Origin of the sequence: Achromobacter sp. Marseille-Q4954, assembly GCF_943737025.1 — a bacterium.
Taxonomy (GTDB): Bacteria; Pseudomonadota; Gammaproteobacteria; order Burkholderiales; family Burkholderiaceae_B; genus Achromobacter; species Achromobacter bronchisepticus_A.
This window is the reverse complement of the sequence record NZ_CALSFQ010000001.1, coordinates 2,946,110-2,963,116: the sequence shown is the minus strand read 5'-3', so window position 1 is coordinate 2,963,116 and position 17,007 is coordinate 2,946,110. Positions and strand designations below refer to the sequence as shown.

The window sequence follows — 17,007 nt, the reverse complement described above, 5'->3', positions numbered from 1 at the left end:
AGGAATTTGCCATGACCACCCGCATCGACATGAACTGCGACATGGGCGAAAGCTATGGCGCCTGGACCATGGGCAACGACGCAGCGGTGCTGCAGTTCGTCAGCTCCGCCAACATCGCCTGCGGCTTCCATGGCGGCGACCCGGCCACCATGCGCAAGACCGTGGCGGCCGCGCTGGCGCGCGGCGTGGCGCTGGGCGCGCACCCCAGCCTGCAGGATCTGGCCGGGTTCGGACGCCGCATCATCCAGATCAGCCCCGATGAAGCCTACGACATTGTGGTCTACCAGATCGGCGCCTTGGCCGGCGTGGCCGCCTCGCAAGGCGCGCGGCTGCACCACGTCAAGGCGCACGGCGCGCTCTACAACATGGCCGCCAAGGACGAAGGGCTGGCTCGCGCCATCTGCCAGGCCGTCAAGGACGTGGATGCCTCGCTGATCCTGTACGGACTGGCCGGCAGCAAGCTGATCGACGCGGCCCGGGCCATCGGCCTGGCCGCCGCCAACGAAGTCTTTGCCGACCGCTCCTACCAGGACGACGGTTCGCTTACCCCGCGCAGCCGCGCCGGCGCGATGATCGAAGACCTGGATCAGGCGGTGGCGCAGGTGGTGCGCATGGTGCGCGAAGGCAAGGTGCGTTCGGTCGACGGCAAGGACGTGGCGGTGCAGGCCGATACGCTGTGCATCCATGGCGACCAGCCGAACGCGCTGATCTTCGCCGACGGCATCCGCAAGGCGCTGGAACAGGCCGGCATAGAAGTCCGCACTCCGCCGAGGGGATAGGCGAGGCGCGGCCGGCTCAGGCGCGAGCGTAGCGCGGCTGCGGCTCTTCCGCGTCCTGCAGCGCGGCCTGGCGATATGCCTGCGCCACGCTGGGCAGCACGTCCGCCAGATAACTGCGCGTCAGATTGGCGGCACGCTCGACGTCGCGGCCGGCCAATGCTTCGATGACGCCGTTGGTGCAGGTCTGGATGCCGGTGAACGGCAGCGCCTGCCTGGCCAACAGGTAGCGCAGCGGTTCGATCTGTTCGTAAAGCTTGCTGAGCATGCCGGCAAGCGGGGTATTGCCCGTGCTGCGGGCCGCAGCCAGATAGAACGCGCAGGCCGAGGCAATGGCGGCGCGCCCATCGCCCGAAGCCAATGCCGCCCCGACGACGGCGTCATGGAAACGCAGTTCGGCCAACAGCGGCGCCAGATCGGCCGCATCCGCCGCCTGGCGGATGCAATAGGCCTCGAGTTCGGCGCGCAGTTGGTACAGATGGCGGATCTGGGCCTCGGTGTACAGGGTGACCCTGAAGCCCTTGCGCTGGATATGGGTGACCAGGCCGCTCAACTCCAGCAGGCGCAGCGCTTCGCGGATCGGGCTGCGGCTGGTGCCGAAACGCTGCTCCAGCTCCTGTTCGCGCAGCGGCTGGCCCGGACGGATGGTGCCGTCCACGATCAATTCACGAATCTGTTCCTGCAGGAAATACGGAATCGTGGCGGGCGCTTTGACGTCCAATCGGCTCCCCTTGTACTGCGCAATGCATGGTATGAGACCTAGTGAAGATACTAGAAATTTCTTGAAACATAAATAAGAAAATTGTTGCAGAGCGCCATGCCGCCCTGCCCTCAGTCCCAATCGTCCCGGTACACGAACTTCGGCATCTGCCAATTGAAGCGCAGAGCCAGCAGGCGCACCGCCAGGCCCGCCGCCAGCGCGATCGGCACCGCGGCATTGGCGGACAAGCCCAGGGCTTGCGAACCCAGATACAGTCCGCCGGTCACGAAGGACACGCTGGCATAGAGTTCCTTGCGGAACAGCAGCGGCACCTCGTTGCACAGCACGTCGCGCAGCACCCCGCCGGCGCAGCCGGTGATCATGCCGCTGATCAACACCACCGTGATCGGCAGCTGCATCAGCTGCGCCACCTGGCAGCCGATGACCGTGAAGGCCACCAGGCCCAGCGCGTCCGCCAGCAGGAACAGGCTGCGCAGGCGCCGCATGACGGGCGCGATCAGGGCCGTAAAGATCGCCGCGCCCGCCGTCATCCACAGGTATTCGGGATGGACAACCCAGGTCAGCGGGTAATGCCCCAGCAGCACATCGCGCAGCGAACCGCCGCCCAGCGCCGTCACGCAGGCGATGATGCAGACGCCCATCCAGTCCATGTCGCGCCTGCCGGCCGAGAGCGCCGCGGTCATCGCTTCCGCCACGATGGCGACGAGATACAGCGTGTGCAGCAAGACGGGAGACAGATCCGGGAACATGGGCAGACAGGGAGTGGAACTGGCCCCATTGTATTAAGCCGGCGGCGCGGCGGGCGGCCATTGCCTGCGCGCCCGCCATCCCTTACGCTCGACTTTGCGTTGATATCTATCAAGTCCCCCTCCGCGCAGCCGCGGGACAATGGGGATAAGGCCCGCGAGGGCGGAACGGCTGGAGCGCACGCACGCGGGAGTCGGCAGTCCAGCCACAACCGGGAGAGAACGTATGACACAGCAAACTGGCCCCATCCTATTGGCGACCGACCTGAGCGCGCGTGGCGACCGCGCCCTGGACCGCGCGCTGCAGCTGGCCAAGGAACTCAACACCAAGCTCATCGTCCTGCATGTCATGGAATCCCATGCCACGCCGGCCCGCCTCACCACGCCCGTGTGGCGGCGCCTGTCGACGGACCACAAGGCGCTGGCCGAGCGCGAGCTGGCCGAGGACCTGGCTGCCGCCGACGTGCCGACCGAAGTGGTGGTGGTCAGCGGCGATCCGCTGGTCCGCATCATGGAAACCGCCGACAGCTACGGCTGCTCGCTGATCGTCACCGGCACCGCGCGCGATGAAACCCTGGGCCGCCTGCTGCTGGGCACCACGGTTGAAAAGCTGGCCCGCCAGGCGCGCCAGCCCGTGCTGGTGGTCAAGACCCGTCCGCGCCGGCCCTACCGCGACGTGCTGGTCGCCACCGACTTCTCCGCCGGCTCGCGCCAGGCGCTGCGCGCCGCGCTGCAACTGGTGCCGAACGCGGACCTGACCTTGTTCCACTCCTACGACGTCCCCTTCCAGGGCAAGAACACGCCGGATGACGCCATCACGCGCAGCTTCTACAAGGGGGCCGAGCAAAGCGCCCGGGACTTCATCGCCGAAACGCCCGAACTCGCCCAGGTTGCCGCCCCCAAGGTGGTGCTGGAATGCGGCCAGCCGGAAACCGTGCTGTCGGAATACTCGTTCAACCACCGGTCCGACCTGGTCGTGACCGGCACCCATGGCCGCACCGGCATTCTGCGCACCGCCATCGGCAGCGTGGCCGAACGGCTGCTGGAATCCCTGCCCAGCGACGTGCTGATCGTCAGGTTGCTCGGCGACGAATAAGTCCGTCCGGCCATGAAAAAACGGCGCCTCGGCGCCGTTTTTTTGTATGGCCCCGGCGCCAGGCGCCGGCTTCCGAGCCTAGGCCTGCTCGCCCTGCTTCTCCATGGTTTCTATCGTGCCGCGCAGCAAGTGAAGCAGCACCAGCCCCGGCAGCGCGATCACAACCGTCAGCAGGAAAAAGCCTGGCCAGCCCATCGCCTCGACCAAAGGAGGCGTGAGCGGACCCGCCAGATACGTGCGGCCCACCGCCGACAGCGCCGACAGCAGCGCAAACTGGGTCGCCGAAAACTGCTGGCGGCACAGCGCCATCAACAGGCCGACGAAGGACGCCGTGCCCAGGCCGCCGCAGAGGTTCTCGATGCCCACGCCCGCAGCCATCAGCCAGAGGCTCTTGGGGCTGACGGCGATCAGCCAGTAAGCCAGGTTCGATACCGCCTGCAGCAGCCCGAACGCCATCAGCGACCGGTACAGGCCCCAGCGCGACATGAGCGATCCGCCCGCCAGCGCGCCGATGATGGTGGCGGCCAGTCCCAGCACCTTGTTCACCGTGCCCACTTCCGTCGGCGTAAAGCCCGCGCCGCGGATCAGGAAGGTGGTGGACAAGGCCCCCGCGAACGCGTCGCCCAGCTTGTACAGCACGATCAGCAGCAGCACCGCCAGCGCCCCGCGCCGCGTGAAGAACTCGCGCAAAGGCTCGCCCACGGCCTCGCGCAGCGTGCGCGGCGGGCGGGCGACGTGCTCGGGCTCGGGGGCCCAGATGGTCGCCAACGCACACAGCAGCATCAGCCCGCCCATCAGCACATAGGTATTGCCCCAGCCTATCCACTGGTCCGCCAGGATCAGCGCCAGCCCGCCCGACACGATCATCGCCAGGCGGTAGCCCATGACCTTGATGGCCGCGCCCGCGCCGCGCTCATCCTTGCGCAGCACGTCCGTGCAATAGGCGTCGAAAGCGATGTCCTGCGTGGCCGACAGAAACGCCACCAGCACGGCCAGCAGGGCCAGCGTCTGCAAGGCGGAAGAAGGCGACAAGGCGCCCATCGCCATGATGGCCACGGCCAGCAGCAACTGCGTCAGCAGCATCCAGCCGCGCCGGCGCCCCAACAAGGGCGGCGCATAGCGGTCCACGAAGGGAGCCCACAGGAACTTGAGGGTATAGGCGCTGCCCACCAGGGTCAGGAACCCGATCTGCTGCAGCGGCACGTTTTCCACCGTGGCCCAGGCTTGCAAGGTGCCGCTGGTCAGGGCCAAAGGCAATCCGCTGGCAAATCCAAGGACCAGCAAGGGGGCCACGCGGGGGCTGGTGTAGACGTTGGATGCAGCGGTAATAACGGTCTCCTGATACGCGCCAGCGCGCCGGCCAGGCGCCGCAGACTTGCGGCATTCTAGGCCTTGGCGACCCTGCGTACAAATAGGAAACGTACCAAAACGTCAGGGCGACGCGAAGCGGTACACCGCCAGGGTGCTGCGCCAGCTGGGCAGCAGCTTGACCTCGCGACCTTCATTGAAGGTGGCGCGTTCAAGGATGGAGAGGCGCAGTTCGCCGGCCAGCTGCTCGAAGTCGCGCAGCGTGCACAGGTGGATGTTCGGCGTGTTGTACCACTGGTAGGGCATCTGCCCCGTCACCGGCATGCGGCCGCGCAGGATGGCCCAACCGTGCGGCCAGTAACCGAAGTTGGGAAACGACACCACGCCGTAGCGCGCCACCCGCGCCATTTCGCGCAGGATGTGCTCGGTCCGGTGCATGGATTGCAGCGTTTGCGACAGCACCACGGTGTCGAACTGCTTGTCGTCGAACAGCGCCAGCCCGTCTTCCAGGTTCTGCTGGATCACTTCCACGCCGCGGCGCACGCAGGCGATGACGCAGTTGTCGTCCAGTTCCACGCCCGCGCCGCGCACCTGCCGGTGGTCGCGCAGATGCGCCAGCAGCGCGCCGTCGCCGCAGCCCAGGTCCAGGACGCGGCTGCCGGGCTCGATCCAGCTGGCGATGCGCGCCAGGTCGGGCCGCAGGACGCTGTGCGCGGGTCGGGGAGTCACGGGAGTCATGCGGAACGTCCTTCGGTCTGGGCGGCAACGCCGAGCCCGAGCTCGCGCGCGATGCGTTCGTAATAGCCGCGAACCACGGCATGGTAGCGGGCGTCTTCCAGCAGGAAGGCGTCGTGGCCATGCGGCGCGTCGATCTCGGCGTAGGTCACGGGGCTGGCGTTCTTCAGCAGCGCGCGCACGATTTCGCGCGACCGCTCCGGCGGGAAACGCCAATCGGTCGAGAACGATACCAGCAGGAAATCGGCCTTGGCCGGGGCCAGCGCGCGCGCCAGGTCGCCGCCGGTGGTGCGCGCGGGATCGAAATAGTCCAGCGCGCGCGTGATCAGCAGATAGGTGTTGGCGTCGAAATAGCGGGTGAATTTCTCGCCCTGGTAGCGCAGGTACGACTCCACCTCGAACTCGACGTCGTAGCCATAGTGGTAGGCGCCGTTCTCGGCCGGTGCGCGCTGGGCGCGGCCGAACTTCTCGGCCATGTCGTCGTCGGACAGGTAGGTGATGTGGCCAAGCATGCGCGCCACCGACAAGCCGCGGCGCGGCACGGTATCCTGCGCGTAATAGTCGCCGCCGTGGAAATCCGGATCGGTGATGATGGCGCGGCGCGCCACCTCGTTAAAGCCGATGTTCTGCGCCGACAGGCGCGGCGTGCTGGCGATCACCACGCAATTGGCCACGCGGTCCGGCAGCGTGATGGCCCAGCTCAGCGCCTGCATGCCGCCCAGCGATCCGCCCATCACGGCGGCGAACCGTTCGATGCCGAAGTGGTCCGCGACCCTGGCCTGCGCCCTTACCCAGTCCTCGACGGTCAGCACCGGAAAAGCCGCGCCCCAGGGCTTGCCGGTTTCCGGATTGATGCTGGCCGGGCCGGTCGAGCCGAAGCAGGAGCCCAGGTTGTTGACGCCGATGACGAAGAAGACGTTGGTGTCCACCGCTTTGCCGGGCCCCACCATGTTGTCCCACCAGCCCACGTCGCTGGGATTGTCGGCCGCCTGCCCCGCCACGTGGTGCGAAGCGTTCAGCGCGTGGCAGATCAGGACTGCGTTGCTGCGCTGGGCGTTGAGCGTGCCGTAGGTCTCGACCGCCAGTTCGTAGGCGGCCAGCGACTGGCCGCTCTGCAAGGACAGGGGCTCATCGAAACGGATGAAGGTGGGGGCAACGAGACCGACCGAACCGGGATCAGCGGAAGCGGAAGTCGTGACGGTTGCGGGTACGAACCCGCTGGCCGAATCACCGGCCAAATTTTGGGCAGGAGTGGTCATACGGACCTCTTTAGCTGGATTTATTGGAAGGCGCCCGCAAGCGGATCAGGCAAATCGGCGCCGAAAAATTTTGTACTGCGGCAGGAATTCTAGCACTGCTGAAGCGCGCCGCAACGGCGGACGGCCTATCCGGCCCGCCTGGCGCGCGCGGCGGCCCCTCAGGCGCCGGCCTCCCAGGGTTCCTGGCCCAGGTACTCGTAGCGTTCGGTGTTGACGCGCGAGATGCGCCATTCCACCGCTTGCCGCTTGTAGGAAAACGCCACGCGGCGGATCTCCAGCAAGGGGCTGCCTTCGGCCACGCCCAGCGCCCGCGCCTGCATGCGTTCGGCCACGCAGGTGCGCAGCCGCTCGTCGGTGGCGATCACGTTGACGCCGAAGACGTCCTGGTACAGCGCATATAGCGTGCTGGCGCGGTCGCGCAGGTGCGCTTCGGTCATGCCCGGAAAGCACGATTCCGGCAGGCAGATCTCATCCATCATCACCACGTCGCCGTTGAGCGACAACAGGTTGAGGAACTCGAACACCATGGCGCCGGCGGGCAGGTTCAGCTTCTCGCGCGCGATGGCCGAGGCCCGCACGCGGCGAAAACGCAGCAGCTCGGTCGCTGGATAGGACTTGTCGCCGTCCTGCCGCACGATACGGAAGAACTTGAAGAAATGGTGGTTGCGCGTGTGCACCGCCACAAAGGTGCCGCGGCCCTGATGCCGCACCAGGATATTCTCCGCGGCCAGTTCGTCGATGGCCTTGCGCAAGGTGCCGATGGATACGCCGAAGCGTTCCGCCAGCAGCTTTTCGGGCGGGATCGCCTCGCCCTGCTTCCATTCCCCCTGCGCCAGCGCGGCCAGCACGGCCTGCTTGACCTGCGCGTACAAGGGACTGCCCAAAGGCACGGTCGAGGACAGGCTGGTGTTCATGGGTGCATCGCAAAAATCAGGAGTCCACAGTGTAGCGGCGGGGACGGAACCTGCTCAAGTCATACAATTCATATATATGATTTAGTTAACATGCATGAAACACGGTCCTAAGATTTCCTGGCCGTAGCGATCCGCGCCCTGCCGCCGCACCTGCCGGGCGCCCCCAAGCCCAAGAGAGGAAGACAAATGATTCACGCCGTATTGCACGATGCCAAGGACACGGTGGCGGTCGCCGTCGTGGAAGGAGTCACCGCCGGAACCGAACTGAACGCCTGGATCATGGATGAAGACAAGATCATCCACGTGCGCGCATCGCAGGACATACCCATCGGCCACAAGGTGGCGATGAAGGACATGGCCGTGGGCGACACCGTCTTCAAGTACGGCGTCGACATCGGCCGCGTGGTGGAGCCCATCAAGGCCGGCCAGCACGCCCATGTGCACAACATCAAGACCAAGCGCTGGTAAGCCCCCCACCCCGCACAGGAATCCGCCATGTCCATCATCACCGCCTCGACCACCTTCCAGGGCTACCGCCGCGACAACGGCCGCGTCGGCGTCCGCAACCACGTCATCGTCCTGCCCGTGGACGATATTTCGAATGCCGCAGCCGAAGCCGTGGCCAACAACATCAAGGGCACGATGGCCCTGCCTCACCCTTATGGCCGACTGCAATTCGGCGAGGACCTTGAGCTGCACTTCCGCACCCTGATCGGCACCGGCTGCAATCCCAACGTTGCCGCGGTGGTGGTGATCGGCATCGAAGAAGGCTGGACCAAGCGCGTGGTGGACGGCATCGCCGCCACCGGCAAGCCGGTCATGGGCTTCAGCATCGAACTGCACGGCGACCACGACACCATCATGCGCGCCTCGCGCTGCGCCAAGGAATTCGTGCACTACGCCACGGCGCTGACGCGCAGCGAGTGCCCCATCGCCGACCTGTGGGTGTCGACCAAATGCGGCGAATCCGACACCACCTCGGGCTGTGGCGCCAACCCCACCGTGGGCAACGCCTTCGACAAGCTGTATGCGCTGGGCTCCACGCTGGTCTTCGGCGAGACCTCGGAGCTGACCGGCGGCGAACACATCGTGGCCGAGCGCTGCGCCAACGATGCGGTGCGCGAACGCTTCATGTTCATGTTCAACCGCTACCAGGCCATGATCGACCGCTGGAAGACCAGCGACCTGTCTGAATCCCAGCCCACCAAGGGCAACATCGCGGGCGGGCTGACCACCATCGAGGAAAAGGCGCTGGGCAACATCCAGAAGATCGGCAAGCAATGCCGCGTGGACGGCGTGATCGACAAGGCCGAGATCCCCGACGGCCCAGGTCTGTGGTTCATGGACTCGTCCTCCGCCGCGGCCGAAATGGTGACCTTGTGCGCAGCCTCGGGTTATGCGGTGCACTTCTTCCCCACCGGCCAGGGCAACGTCATCGGCAACCCGATACTGCCGGTCATCAAGATCTGCGCCAATCCGCGCACGGTGCGCACCATGTCCGAACACATCGACGTGGACACCAGCGGCCTGCTGCAGCGTGACATCGACCTGAATCAGGCCGGCGACAAGCTGCTGGAATGCATGCTGGCCACCGCCAACGGCCGCTGGACCGCGGCCGAAGCGCTGGGCCACCGCGAATTCGTCCTGACCCGCATCTTCGAAAGCGCCTGACCGCGCCTGTCGTCCCCGGCAACGGCGTGTCCGCAAGCAGGATTGCGGACACGCCGTCCTGCCGCCAGCATTTCCCCGCAGCATCGTCTCAGAACCACACCAGCAGACCCGGGCGACATCCGCCGCGGCAGCACAGGCGGTTGCATTCCTACCCGGGCGTCCCCCAAGGAGGAAGACAGATGAACAGCGAACACGATCACCATCCCGACGCCGCGCAACGCCGGCGCCTGCTTGCCGCCCTGGGCGCCGCCGGCCTCTGTGCCGTGGCGCCGTGGCAGCGCGCGTTGGCGCAGAAAGCCTGGCCCGAACGGCCCATCAACTATGTGGTGCCGTTCCCGCCCGGCGGCCTGACCGACGTGGCCGCGCGCCAGGTCGGCAAAGCCCTGAGCGACGCCGAGCGCTGGAACGTGGTGGTGGAAAACAAGCCCGGCGGCAGCGCCAACATCGGCGCGGCGCACGTTTCCCACGCCGCCCCGGACGGCTACACCTGGCTGGCGATCACGCTGTCGCATGCGGCCAACGCCACGCTCTTCGCCGGCAAGGCGGGCTACGACCTGACGCGCGACCTCACGCCGCTGGCGGGCCTGGCATCTTCGCCCATCATGGTGGTGGTCAACGCCAAGAGCGACATCAAGAGCATGGCCGACCTGGCCAAGGCCGCCCGCTCGAAGTCGCTTTCTGCCGGGTCCAGCGGCAACGGCACGCCGCCGCACCTGACCCTGGCGCTGTACCAGAAGCTGACCGGCGTGCCGATGATGCACATCCCCTACAAGGGCGGCGCGCCCTCCCTCACCGACCTGATAGGCGGCCACCTGGACGTGGTGTTCTCCAACTACCCGGAATCGCTCTCGCACGTGAAGAACGGCTCCTTGCGGGCGCTGGCCATCACCACCCGCGAACGCAGCGCGGACCTGCCCGACGTGCCCACCGTGAAGGAGGCCGGCCTGCCCGACCTGATCGTCGAAAACTTCACCGGCGTGCTGGCGCCTGCGGGCACGCCGCCCGAGCTGGTGCAGCGCATCGGCGACGCCATCGTGCGCCAGGTTTCGCAGCCCGCCATGAAGCAGGCGCTGCTGCAGCTGGGCTTCGTGCCGCAGCCGCGCGGCCCCGCGGAGTTCGGCGCCTACCTGAAGTCCGAGGTGGAGCGCTGGGCCAAGATCATCCGCGACGCCAACATCCAGATCGCCTGACCACCGTGGAGTCCCCACCGATGCATATCCTCATTTCCGAGTTCATGGACGCGCCCGCGGTCGACGCGCTGCGCCAGCGCTTCAAGGTGCGGTACGAGCCTGAACTGGTGGAGCAGCGCGAGGCCCTGCTGGCCGCGGCGGCCGAGGCCGACGCGCTCATCGTGCGCAACCGCAGCCAGGTGAACGCCGCCCTGCTGCAGGCGGCCCCGCGGCTGCGGGCCGTCGGCCGCCTGGGCGTGGGGCTGGACAACATCGACCTGGACGCCTGCGCCGCGCGCAACATCGCGGTGATACCGGCCACCGGCGCCAATGCGCGCGCCGTCGCCGAGTACGTCGTGGGCGCCATGCTGATGCTGCTGCGCGGCGCCTATGCGTCGACGGCCGAGGTCGCGGCGGGCGCATGGCCGCGCAACGCGCTTTCGCAGGGACTGGAAGCGCACGGCCGCATGCTGGGCATCGTGGGCTTCGGCGGCATCGGCCGGCTGACCGCAAGCCTGGCGCAGGCGCTGGGCATGCGCGTGGCGGGCTGCGACGCGGCGCTGCCGCCGGACCATCCCGCCTGGCGGGAAACCGGCGTCGCCCCCATGACGCTGGACGAGCTGCTGGCCCAGGCCGATGCCGTCACGCTGCACCTGCCGCTCACGCCCGGCACGCGGCGGCTGATGGATGCCGGCCGCATCGCGCACATGCGACCGGGCGCCGTGCTGATCAACACCTCGCGCGGCGGCATCGTGGACGAAGCCGCGCTGGCGGATGCGCTGCGCACGGGCCATCTGCGCGGCGCGGCACTCGACGTGTTCGAAGCTGAACCCCTGCCCGCCGGCAGCCCGCTGGCGGGCGCGCCCAACCTGATCCTGACGCCGCATATCGCCGGCCTGACGCAAGAAGCCAACACCCGCGTTTCCGACATGGTGGCCGCCGGGGTGACAATGGCGCTTACGGGCGGCGACCGATGAAGCCACACGGCCCGGCGCAAGCCCATGAAGAGAAGGATATGGCTCACATCTATCTGGACGAATTGCAACATCTGGCAGCGGCAGGCCTGGCCGCCGCGGGCGCCAACCCGGCCATGGCCGACACCACGGCGCGCGCGCTGGTCTTCGCCGAAAGCCAGGGGCTCAGCTCCCATGGCCTGTCGCGCGTGCCTTTCTATGCCGGGCACCTGCGCGCCGGCCGCGCCATCGGTACGGCGGTGCCGCGCATCGTGCATGAGCGCGGCGGCGCCGCGCTGATCGATGCCGGCTCCGGGCTGGCCTTTCCCGCCTGCGCCATGGCGATCGAACAGGCCGGCCTGCGCGCCCGCGAGCATGGCGTGGCCTTCATCGGCGTGGCCAACAGCCACCACTTCGGCGAAGCCGGCTACCACCTCGAAGCCCTGGCCGACCTCGGGCTGGTGGGGCTGGCGCTGAGCAACTCGCCCGCCGCCATGCCCGCCTGGGGCGGCAAGCGCCCGCTCTTCGGCACCAACCCCATCGCCGCCGTCTTTCCACGGCGCGGCGGCGCCCGACTGGTGATCGACCTGTCGCTGTCGCAGGTCGCGCGCGGCAAGCTCATGATCGCGGCCCGCGACAACCAGCCCATCCCCCTGGGCTGGGCGCTGGACGCCGACGGCCAGCCCACCACCGACCCCAAGGCCGGCCTGGCGGGCAGCATGCTGCCCGCGGGCGGCGTCAAGGGCGCAATGCTGGCGCTGATCGTCGAACTGCTGGCTTGCGCGCTGACCGGCTCGCACTTCGGCTTCGAGACCGAATCGTTCTTCGTCGACGAAGGCGGCCCGGCGCGGCTGGGCCAGGCCTTCATGGCGATCGACCCAGGCGCCATGGCGGGCAACAACGCCTATCTGGACCGCGTCGAAGTCCTGGTTGATGCCATGCTGGAAGACGAAGGCGTACGCCTGCCGGGCGACCGCCGCCGCAAACTGCGCGACGAAGCGCTCAAGCACGGCGTGGAGATTCCCGATGCGTTGATGGCGCAGTTGCGCGCGATGTCGGGCGCGGCGTAACTCAAGCTCAGCGGACGCCGGGTACGAAGCACGCAAGCGTCTGGACTTGCGGCCATCGCAATTGTCGCGACAGCGTCGCGACAATTGCCGGGCTCAAGCCCCGCGGCTGAACCAAAGTATCACCGGCGCCAGCAGCAGGAATGCCACGGTCGACACCAGCACCGCGCCCGCCGCGGTATCGCCCTGCGTCGTATAGCGCTTGACGTACATGTAGCTCACCACCGCGCAAGGCATGGCCATCTGCAGGCTCAGCGCCCCGGCCAGCACCGGCTCCAGATCCAGCGCCCACACCACCGCCAGCCCCGCTCCCAGGCCCACGGCCAGGCGGATGGCGGCGACCTTGGCGCCGTCGCGCAGGCCGTTGGACGGGATCAAGGCCAGCGCGTGGCCCAGGCTCAGCAGCATCAGCGGCACGGTCACCGCGCCCAGCATGCGCGAGGTCTCGATCAGCCATGCGGGCACCGGCACGTGCATGAGACGCAGGGCCACGGCGACCAGGGAGGCCAGCAAAATCGGACTCTTCCAGCTGCCCTTGGTGTTCACGCCCGGCAACAGGCGCACCGCAATGGTATGCATGACAAAGGAACTGACGGCGAAGAACGCGACCGCCACCGACAGGCCGGCGTCGCCAAAAGCCATCTGCGAAATCGGCAAGCCAAGGTTGCCGGCGTTGGGTAGGAAGGCCGTGGGCAACAGCGTGCGCACCGGCAGCTTCCATGCCTTGAGCAGCAGCGCGCACACCAGCGCGCACAGCAGCAGCGCCAGCAGCGTCGCCACCGCCACGTCGGCCAGCGCGCGGTCGTCCAGGTGGGTGGTGACGAATGTGTGGAACACCAGGGCGGGCGTGGTCACCGAGGTCACCAGCATGGTGATGAAGGAGCCGCCGAACGGCAGGTCCCGCTTGCCCCAGTACACCCCTATGCCTGCGCAGAAGAGCAAAGGCAGCATCAGCACGATCGATGAAAAATAGAACTGCACGACGGCGGACATGCGCTTATTCCGTTAGAGATAAGAGGTTTGATGCGTGAAGGCATCATCGCTTGCCGGACGGCCTGCCGGGGCGGCAGCATGGGGCAACTCGTCAATCGCCAGGCTTTTGCCCCCCACCGCCATGCCAGCCACCGCCCTTTCCGCCACGTCCCCGCATCTCGCCACAAACGCGGCCAAAAACGCGGCCACGAACCCGGCCGCAAATTCAACCGTGGATGCAGGGCCAAGTCCGGCCCGGCCCATCAAACCCCTGTCGGAACGCCAGGCCAGTTGCCTGCACTGGGCCGCCATGGGCAAGACCAGCTGGGAAACCGCCCGCATCCTGGGCGTCAGTGAAAGCACCGTGAATTTCCATCTGTGCAACGCCTGCGAAAAGCTCGGCGTGCGCGGCCGGCGCGCCGCGGTGGTCGCGGCATTGAGACTGGGCCTGATCGCGCCCGTCACGGCTTGATGACGACGGAACGCAGGAATTCATGCGCCCGCTCGGCCGGCAGGCTTTCCACGGTGCCGGCTGCCACGGCCTCGATCAACATGGTGTCGGTCACCCAGACCCTGGCGCGCAGCCAGCCCGGCTTGCCCATGGCCTTGCCCTGGACTTCGATGTCCTGCCCATAGGCAGGCCATTCGTTGGGCGGCGGCGACTGCATGTTGGCGTAGAGCGAATGCATCAGCGCCATGCCCAGCGCCTGCCTGGCGGCCGGATCCTTCGCGATGTCGGGCGGCAGCGGCGCCGACCCCACCGCAAAGACCGCCTCGCCCACGGTCGCGCTGGCCAGGGTAAAACGCAGGGTATGGGTATCCAGCTTCAGGTCGCGGGTATCGGTCGTGACCCGGTCCGGAAACGCGGCGCGCGCGTGGCCGTCGGCCACGTCGACTTCGCGCCAGTTGTAACTGGGCGAGCAGGCCGTGATCAGCAAGGCCAGCGCGACAATCGCGCCGGCTTTCTTGAACATGAAACGAAACAGCGATGAAATCGTCATTACCCGAGGACCTGGACTGTCTATTCATTTCGAGGAAGCCAGAAATTGTCGCCGATTTCGATGACCCCCGCGCCCGACGGCACGCCACTGGCCAACTATGTGTGGCCAGCCGCGCCCAATGTACCCCCGCCGATCGCCGGCCTGGGCACCCCCAGTATCTACCTGCTGCACGGACTTAGCGAGCATGCCGGGCGCTATGACCGCCTGGCGCGCTGGTTGACCGCGCGCGGCTGGACGGTGGGCGCCCACGACCACCGCGGCCATGGCCGCTCCGGCGGCCGGCCCGCGACCCTGAGCCGCGAAGACGATCTGGTCGTCGATGCGGTCGATCGCCTGCGGGCCTGGACCGCGGCGCACGGACGCCCGCCCATCCTGCTGGGCCACAGCCTGGGCGCCCTGGTCGCGGTGCGGATCGCCCTGCGCCGCCTGACCGAGATCGACGGCCTGGCGCTCAGTTCCCCGCCCTTCGTGGTGCATGTACCGCCGTGGGTGCGGCGCACCTTGACCTGGATGTCGCTGCATGCGCCCGACCTGCGCGTGCCCCATGGCCTGGCGCCCGCCCGCATTTCCCACGACCCGGCCGTGGTCAAGGCCTACCGCAGCGATCCGCTGGTGCGGCGCCAAATGACGGGACGCCTGGCGCGCTTCGTGGACGAAGGCGGCCGCGAGTCCCTGCGAGAAGCCCCGCTGCTGGCCTGCCGCACCCTGCTGATGGTGGCGGGCGACGACTCCATCGTCGCTGCCGAAGGCAGCCGACAGTTCGCCCAGCGCGCCCCCGCCGAACTGCTGACCCTGCGCTGGTACGACACCGCCTGGCACGAGATTTTCAATGAAACCGCCCCCATCGCCGACCCGGTCTACGCCGACCTGGACGAGTGGCTGGCGCGCACCGCCCAGGCATTGTCCCTGTCCCCAGTATTGACTCCCTCGGCACAGGAGGCCGGCACCCCGTAAAATCCGGCGACAGACCCAAACGAGAAGAACCCGTGACTGATACTGCCGCCAACCGCCTCTCCCGCCTGGAGGCCAACCGATCGCTGCTGACCCAGACCCTGCGGGGCATCGAAAAGGAAGGCCTGCGCGTGGACGAACAAGGTGTCCTGTCCCGCAAGCCGCACCCCGCCGGCCTGGGATCCGCGCTGACCAACGAACACGTCACCACCGACTACTCCGAATCCCTGCTCGAACTCATCACGGGCACGCACAAGGACGTCGACGCGCTGCTGGCCGAACTGACCAACACCCATCGCCACGTCTACAGCGTGCTGGACCATGAACTGATCTGGAACCAGTCCATGCCCGCCACGCTGCCGCCCGAAGCGGACATCCCCATCGCCTGGTACGGCAAGTCCAACACCGGCATGCTCAAGCACGTGTACCGCCGCGGCCTGGCCGTGCGCTACGGCAAGACCATGCAATGCATCGCCGGCGTGCACTACAACTTCTCGCTGGCCGAAGACCTGTGGTCCGTGCTGGACACGCAGCCCGGTAGCGTCCAGGACCGGCGTTCGCGCGGCTACATCGGCCTGATCCGCAATTTCACGCGCTATTCCTGGCTGCTGATGTACCTGTTCGGCGCCGCCCCGGCCTTGTCCAGCGACTTCCTGCGCGGGCGCGAACATCCGCTGAAAAAGCTGGATGACAGCACGCTGTACCTGCCCTATGCCACCAGCCTGCGCATGAGCGACCTGGGCTACCAGAACAAGGCGCAGTCGCAGCTCAAGCTCTGCTACAACGACCTGGACACGTTCCTGGGCCGCTTGTACGACGCCGTTACCCAGCCCTGGCCCGACTACCAGAAGATCGGCACCCACCGCGACGGCGAATGGATCCAGCTCAACACCAACGTGCTGCAGATCGAAAACGAGTACTACTCGAGCATCCGCCCCAAGCGCGCCACCGGCCGCTGCGAACGCCCGATCACGGCGCTGGCCGAACGCGGCGTGCAGTACGTTGAAGTACGCTGCCTGGATATCGACCCGAACTCGCCGGTCGGCATCGACGCCAGCACCAGCCGCTTCGTCGACGCCTTCCTGCTGTTCTGCACCGCATCCGACAGCCCCTTCTTCCCCGCCAACGGCTACTGTCAGCGCAGCGCCGACAACTTCTCGACCGTCGTCAAGGAAGGCCGCAAGCCCGGCCTGACGCTGGACCGCGAAGGCCAGCCCATCGGCCTGGCGCAATGGGGCCACGAACTGCTGGACCAGATCGCGCCATACGCCGCGCTGTTCGACTCCGCCCTGGGCGGCAGCGCCTATGCCGAGGCCCTGGCGGCCCAGCGCGCCAAGCTCGACCAGCCCGACTCCACGCCGTCGGCGCGCCTGCTGGCTTCGCTGACCGACAGCGGCCTGTCGTTCCATGACTATTCGCTGGACCTCAGCCGCAAGCATGCCGACGCGCTGCGCGCCCAGGCCTTGCCCGCCGACCTGGCGGCAGCCTATGAACAGGCCGCCGCGCAATCCACGGCGGAACAGCTGCGCCTGGAGCAATCGGACACCGAGGATTTCGATACCTATGTGGCCCGCTACCACGCCGCGCTGAAGGCCCCGCGCAAATAAGGCGTATCGTTAGGGTTTTGATCCGCGCCGACCGCCTGCCGGCCGGCGCGGACCGCTCTGT

General features: G+C 67.4%; 18 protein-coding genes and 1 riboswitch. Of the genes, 10 read left to right on the top strand and 8 right to left on the bottom strand.

Annotation, left to right across the window (positions count from 1 at the left end; genetic code table 11):
- Positions 1–11 precede the first annotated feature (11 nt).
- On the top strand, positions 12–779 hold the full coding sequence (locus NGK62_RS13955) for a LamB/YcsF family protein (protein WP_059377463.1): 768 nt from the start codon (positions 12–14) through the stop codon (positions 777–779).
- Positions 780–795: 16 nt separating this feature from the next.
- Here the strand turns inward: NGK62_RS13955 and NGK62_RS13950 are convergent, their stop codons facing one another.
- Positions 796–1,497: a GntR family transcriptional regulator gene (locus tag NGK62_RS13950; protein WP_251878741.1), complete on the bottom strand. Its 702-nt coding sequence runs from the start codon at positions 1,495–1,497 to the stop codon at positions 796–798.
- A gap of 110 nt (positions 1,498–1,607) precedes the next feature.
- Positions 1,608–2,246 (bottom strand): trimeric intracellular cation channel family protein, encoded by a 639-nt coding sequence (locus NGK62_RS13945; protein WP_059377459.1) that lies wholly within the window; start codon positions 2,244–2,246, stop codon positions 1,608–1,610.
- A gap of 223 nt (positions 2,247–2,469) precedes the next feature.
- Between NGK62_RS13945 and NGK62_RS13940 the strand changes: the two genes are divergently transcribed.
- Complete coding sequence (locus tag NGK62_RS13940) at positions 2,470–3,339, top strand: universal stress protein (RefSeq protein WP_059377457.1); 870 nt, start codon at positions 2,470–2,472, stop codon at positions 3,337–3,339.
- A gap of 78 nt (positions 3,340–3,417) precedes the next feature.
- Here NGK62_RS13940 and NGK62_RS13935 read toward each other — a convergent pair whose 3' ends face one another.
- The 4 genes from NGK62_RS13935 to NGK62_RS13920 form a co-directional block, all read right to left on the bottom strand.
- Positions 3,418–4,668, bottom strand: coding sequence for a muropeptide transporter (locus NGK62_RS13935; RefSeq protein WP_280015276.1), 1,251 nt, complete (start codon positions 4,666–4,668; stop codon positions 3,418–3,420).
- Positions 4,669–4,770: 102 nt separating this feature from the next.
- Positions 4,771–5,385, bottom strand: a complete 615-nt coding sequence (metW, locus tag NGK62_RS13930; RefSeq protein ID WP_054455023.1) for a methionine biosynthesis protein MetW — start codon at positions 5,383–5,385, stop codon at positions 4,771–4,773.
- Positions 5,382–6,641: a homoserine O-succinyltransferase MetX gene (metX, locus tag NGK62_RS13925; RefSeq protein WP_181953334.1), complete on the bottom strand. Its 1,260-nt coding sequence runs from the start codon at positions 6,639–6,641 to the stop codon at positions 5,382–5,384. Before metX ends, metW begins: the two co-directional genes overlap by 4 nt.
- A riboswitch (SAM riboswitch) is annotated at positions 6,631–6,712 on the bottom strand. It overlaps the preceding gene by 11 nt.
- A gap of 87 nt (positions 6,713–6,799) precedes the next feature.
- Positions 6,800–7,555 (bottom strand): GntR family transcriptional regulator, encoded by a 756-nt coding sequence (locus NGK62_RS13920; protein ID WP_059377452.1) that lies wholly within the window; start codon positions 7,553–7,555, stop codon positions 6,800–6,802.
- Positions 7,556–7,741: 186 nt separating this feature from the next.
- On the opposite strand from NGK62_RS13920, the gene NGK62_RS13915 reads away from it, so the two are divergent.
- The 5 genes from NGK62_RS13915 to NGK62_RS13895 all read left to right on the top strand — a co-directional run bounded on the left by NGK62_RS13915 (position 7,742) and on the right by NGK62_RS13895 (position 12,418).
- A complete protein-coding gene (locus NGK62_RS13915) occupies positions 7,742–8,023 on the top strand; it encodes a UxaA family hydrolase (protein WP_042795507.1) in 282 nt (93 codons plus the stop codon).
- Positions 8,024–8,050: 27 nt separating this feature from the next.
- Entirely contained in the window at positions 8,051–9,226 is a 1,176-nt protein-coding gene (locus tag NGK62_RS13910) for a UxaA family hydrolase (RefSeq protein ID WP_059377451.1), read from the top strand.
- A gap of 179 nt (positions 9,227–9,405) precedes the next feature.
- The gene (locus tag NGK62_RS13905; protein WP_059377449.1) at positions 9,406–10,416 is read left to right on the top strand and encodes a Bug family tripartite tricarboxylate transporter substrate binding protein; all 1,011 of its coding nucleotides are present in this window, start codon (positions 9,406–9,408) and stop codon (positions 10,414–10,416) included.
- Between the two features lie 20 nt (positions 10,417–10,436).
- Entirely contained in the window at positions 10,437–11,372 is a 936-nt protein-coding gene (locus tag NGK62_RS13900; RefSeq protein ID WP_251878737.1) for a hydroxyacid dehydrogenase, read from the top strand.
- Between the two features lie 38 nt (positions 11,373–11,410).
- On the top strand, positions 11,411–12,418 hold the full coding sequence (locus NGK62_RS13895; protein ID WP_251878734.1) for an Ldh family oxidoreductase: 1,008 nt from the start codon (positions 11,411–11,413) through the stop codon (positions 12,416–12,418).
- A 93-nt stretch (positions 12,419–12,511) separates the two neighbouring features.
- Here NGK62_RS13895 and NGK62_RS13890 read toward each other — a convergent pair whose 3' ends face one another.
- Positions 12,512–13,408, bottom strand: a complete 897-nt coding sequence (locus tag NGK62_RS13890; RefSeq protein WP_059377444.1) for an AEC family transporter — start codon at positions 13,406–13,408, stop codon at positions 12,512–12,514.
- A 211-nt stretch (positions 13,409–13,619) separates the two neighbouring features.
- Between NGK62_RS13890 and NGK62_RS13885 the strand changes: the two genes are divergently transcribed.
- Positions 13,620–13,859, top strand: a complete 240-nt coding sequence (locus tag NGK62_RS13885; protein ID WP_118933458.1) for a helix-turn-helix domain-containing protein — start codon at positions 13,620–13,622, stop codon at positions 13,857–13,859.
- Here the strand turns inward: NGK62_RS13885 and NGK62_RS13880 are convergent.
- The gene (locus NGK62_RS13880) at positions 13,849–14,388 is read right to left on the bottom strand and encodes a hypothetical protein (protein WP_059377439.1); all 540 of its coding nucleotides are present in this window, start codon (positions 14,386–14,388) and stop codon (positions 13,849–13,851) included. The genes NGK62_RS13885 and NGK62_RS13880 overlap by 11 nt on opposite strands.
- A gap of 60 nt (positions 14,389–14,448) precedes the next feature.
- On the opposite strand from NGK62_RS13880, the gene NGK62_RS13875 reads away from it, so the two are divergent.
- Positions 14,449–15,342 (top strand): alpha/beta hydrolase, encoded by an 894-nt coding sequence (locus NGK62_RS13875; RefSeq protein WP_187524003.1) that lies wholly within the window; start codon positions 14,449–14,451, stop codon positions 15,340–15,342.
- A 32-nt stretch (positions 15,343–15,374) separates the two neighbouring features.
- On the top strand, positions 15,375–16,946 hold the full coding sequence (gene gshA / locus NGK62_RS13870; RefSeq protein ID WP_251878732.1) for a glutamate--cysteine ligase: 1,572 nt from the start codon (positions 15,375–15,377) through the stop codon (positions 16,944–16,946).
- The last annotated feature ends 61 nt before the right edge of the window (positions 16,947–17,007 follow it).

Bases quoted from the DNA above. Each gene is read 5' to 3' on its own strand.
- NGK62_RS13955 (WP_059377463.1), top strand. From the start codon at position 12: ATGACCACCCGCATCGACATGAACTGCGACATGGGCGAAAGCTATGGC.
- NGK62_RS13945 (WP_059377459.1), bottom strand. From the start codon at position 2,246: ATGTTCCCGGATCTGTCTCCCGTCTTGCTGCACACGCTGTATCTCGTC.
- NGK62_RS13940 (WP_059377457.1), top strand. From the start codon at position 2,470: ATGACACAGCAAACTGGCCCCATCCTATTGGCGACCGACCTGAGCGCG.
- metW (WP_054455023.1), bottom strand. From the start codon at position 5,385: ATGACTCCCGTGACTCCCCGACCCGCGCACAGCGTCCTGCGGCCCGAC.
- metX (WP_181953334.1), bottom strand. From the start codon at position 6,641: ATGACCACTCCTGCCCAAAATTTGGCCGGTGATTCGGCCAGCGGGTTC.
- NGK62_RS13920 (WP_059377452.1), bottom strand. From the start codon at position 7,555: ATGAACACCAGCCTGTCCTCGACCGTGCCTTTGGGCAGTCCCTTGTAC.
- NGK62_RS13915 (WP_042795507.1), top strand. From the start codon at position 7,742: ATGATTCACGCCGTATTGCACGATGCCAAGGACACGGTGGCGGTCGCC.
- NGK62_RS13910 (WP_059377451.1), top strand. From the start codon at position 8,051: ATGTCCATCATCACCGCCTCGACCACCTTCCAGGGCTACCGCCGCGAC.
- NGK62_RS13905 (WP_059377449.1), top strand. From the start codon at position 9,406: ATGAACAGCGAACACGATCACCATCCCGACGCCGCGCAACGCCGGCGC.
- NGK62_RS13900 (WP_251878737.1), top strand. From the start codon at position 10,437: ATGCATATCCTCATTTCCGAGTTCATGGACGCGCCCGCGGTCGACGCG.
- NGK62_RS13895 (WP_251878734.1), top strand. From the start codon at position 11,411: ATGGCTCACATCTATCTGGACGAATTGCAACATCTGGCAGCGGCAGGC.
- NGK62_RS13890 (WP_059377444.1), bottom strand. From the start codon at position 13,408: ATGTCCGCCGTCGTGCAGTTCTATTTTTCATCGATCGTGCTGATGCTG.
- NGK62_RS13880 (WP_059377439.1), bottom strand. From the start codon at position 14,388: ATGACGATTTCATCGCTGTTTCGTTTCATGTTCAAGAAAGCCGGCGCG.
- NGK62_RS13875 (WP_187524003.1), top strand. From the start codon at position 14,449: ATGACCCCCGCGCCCGACGGCACGCCACTGGCCAACTATGTGTGGCCA.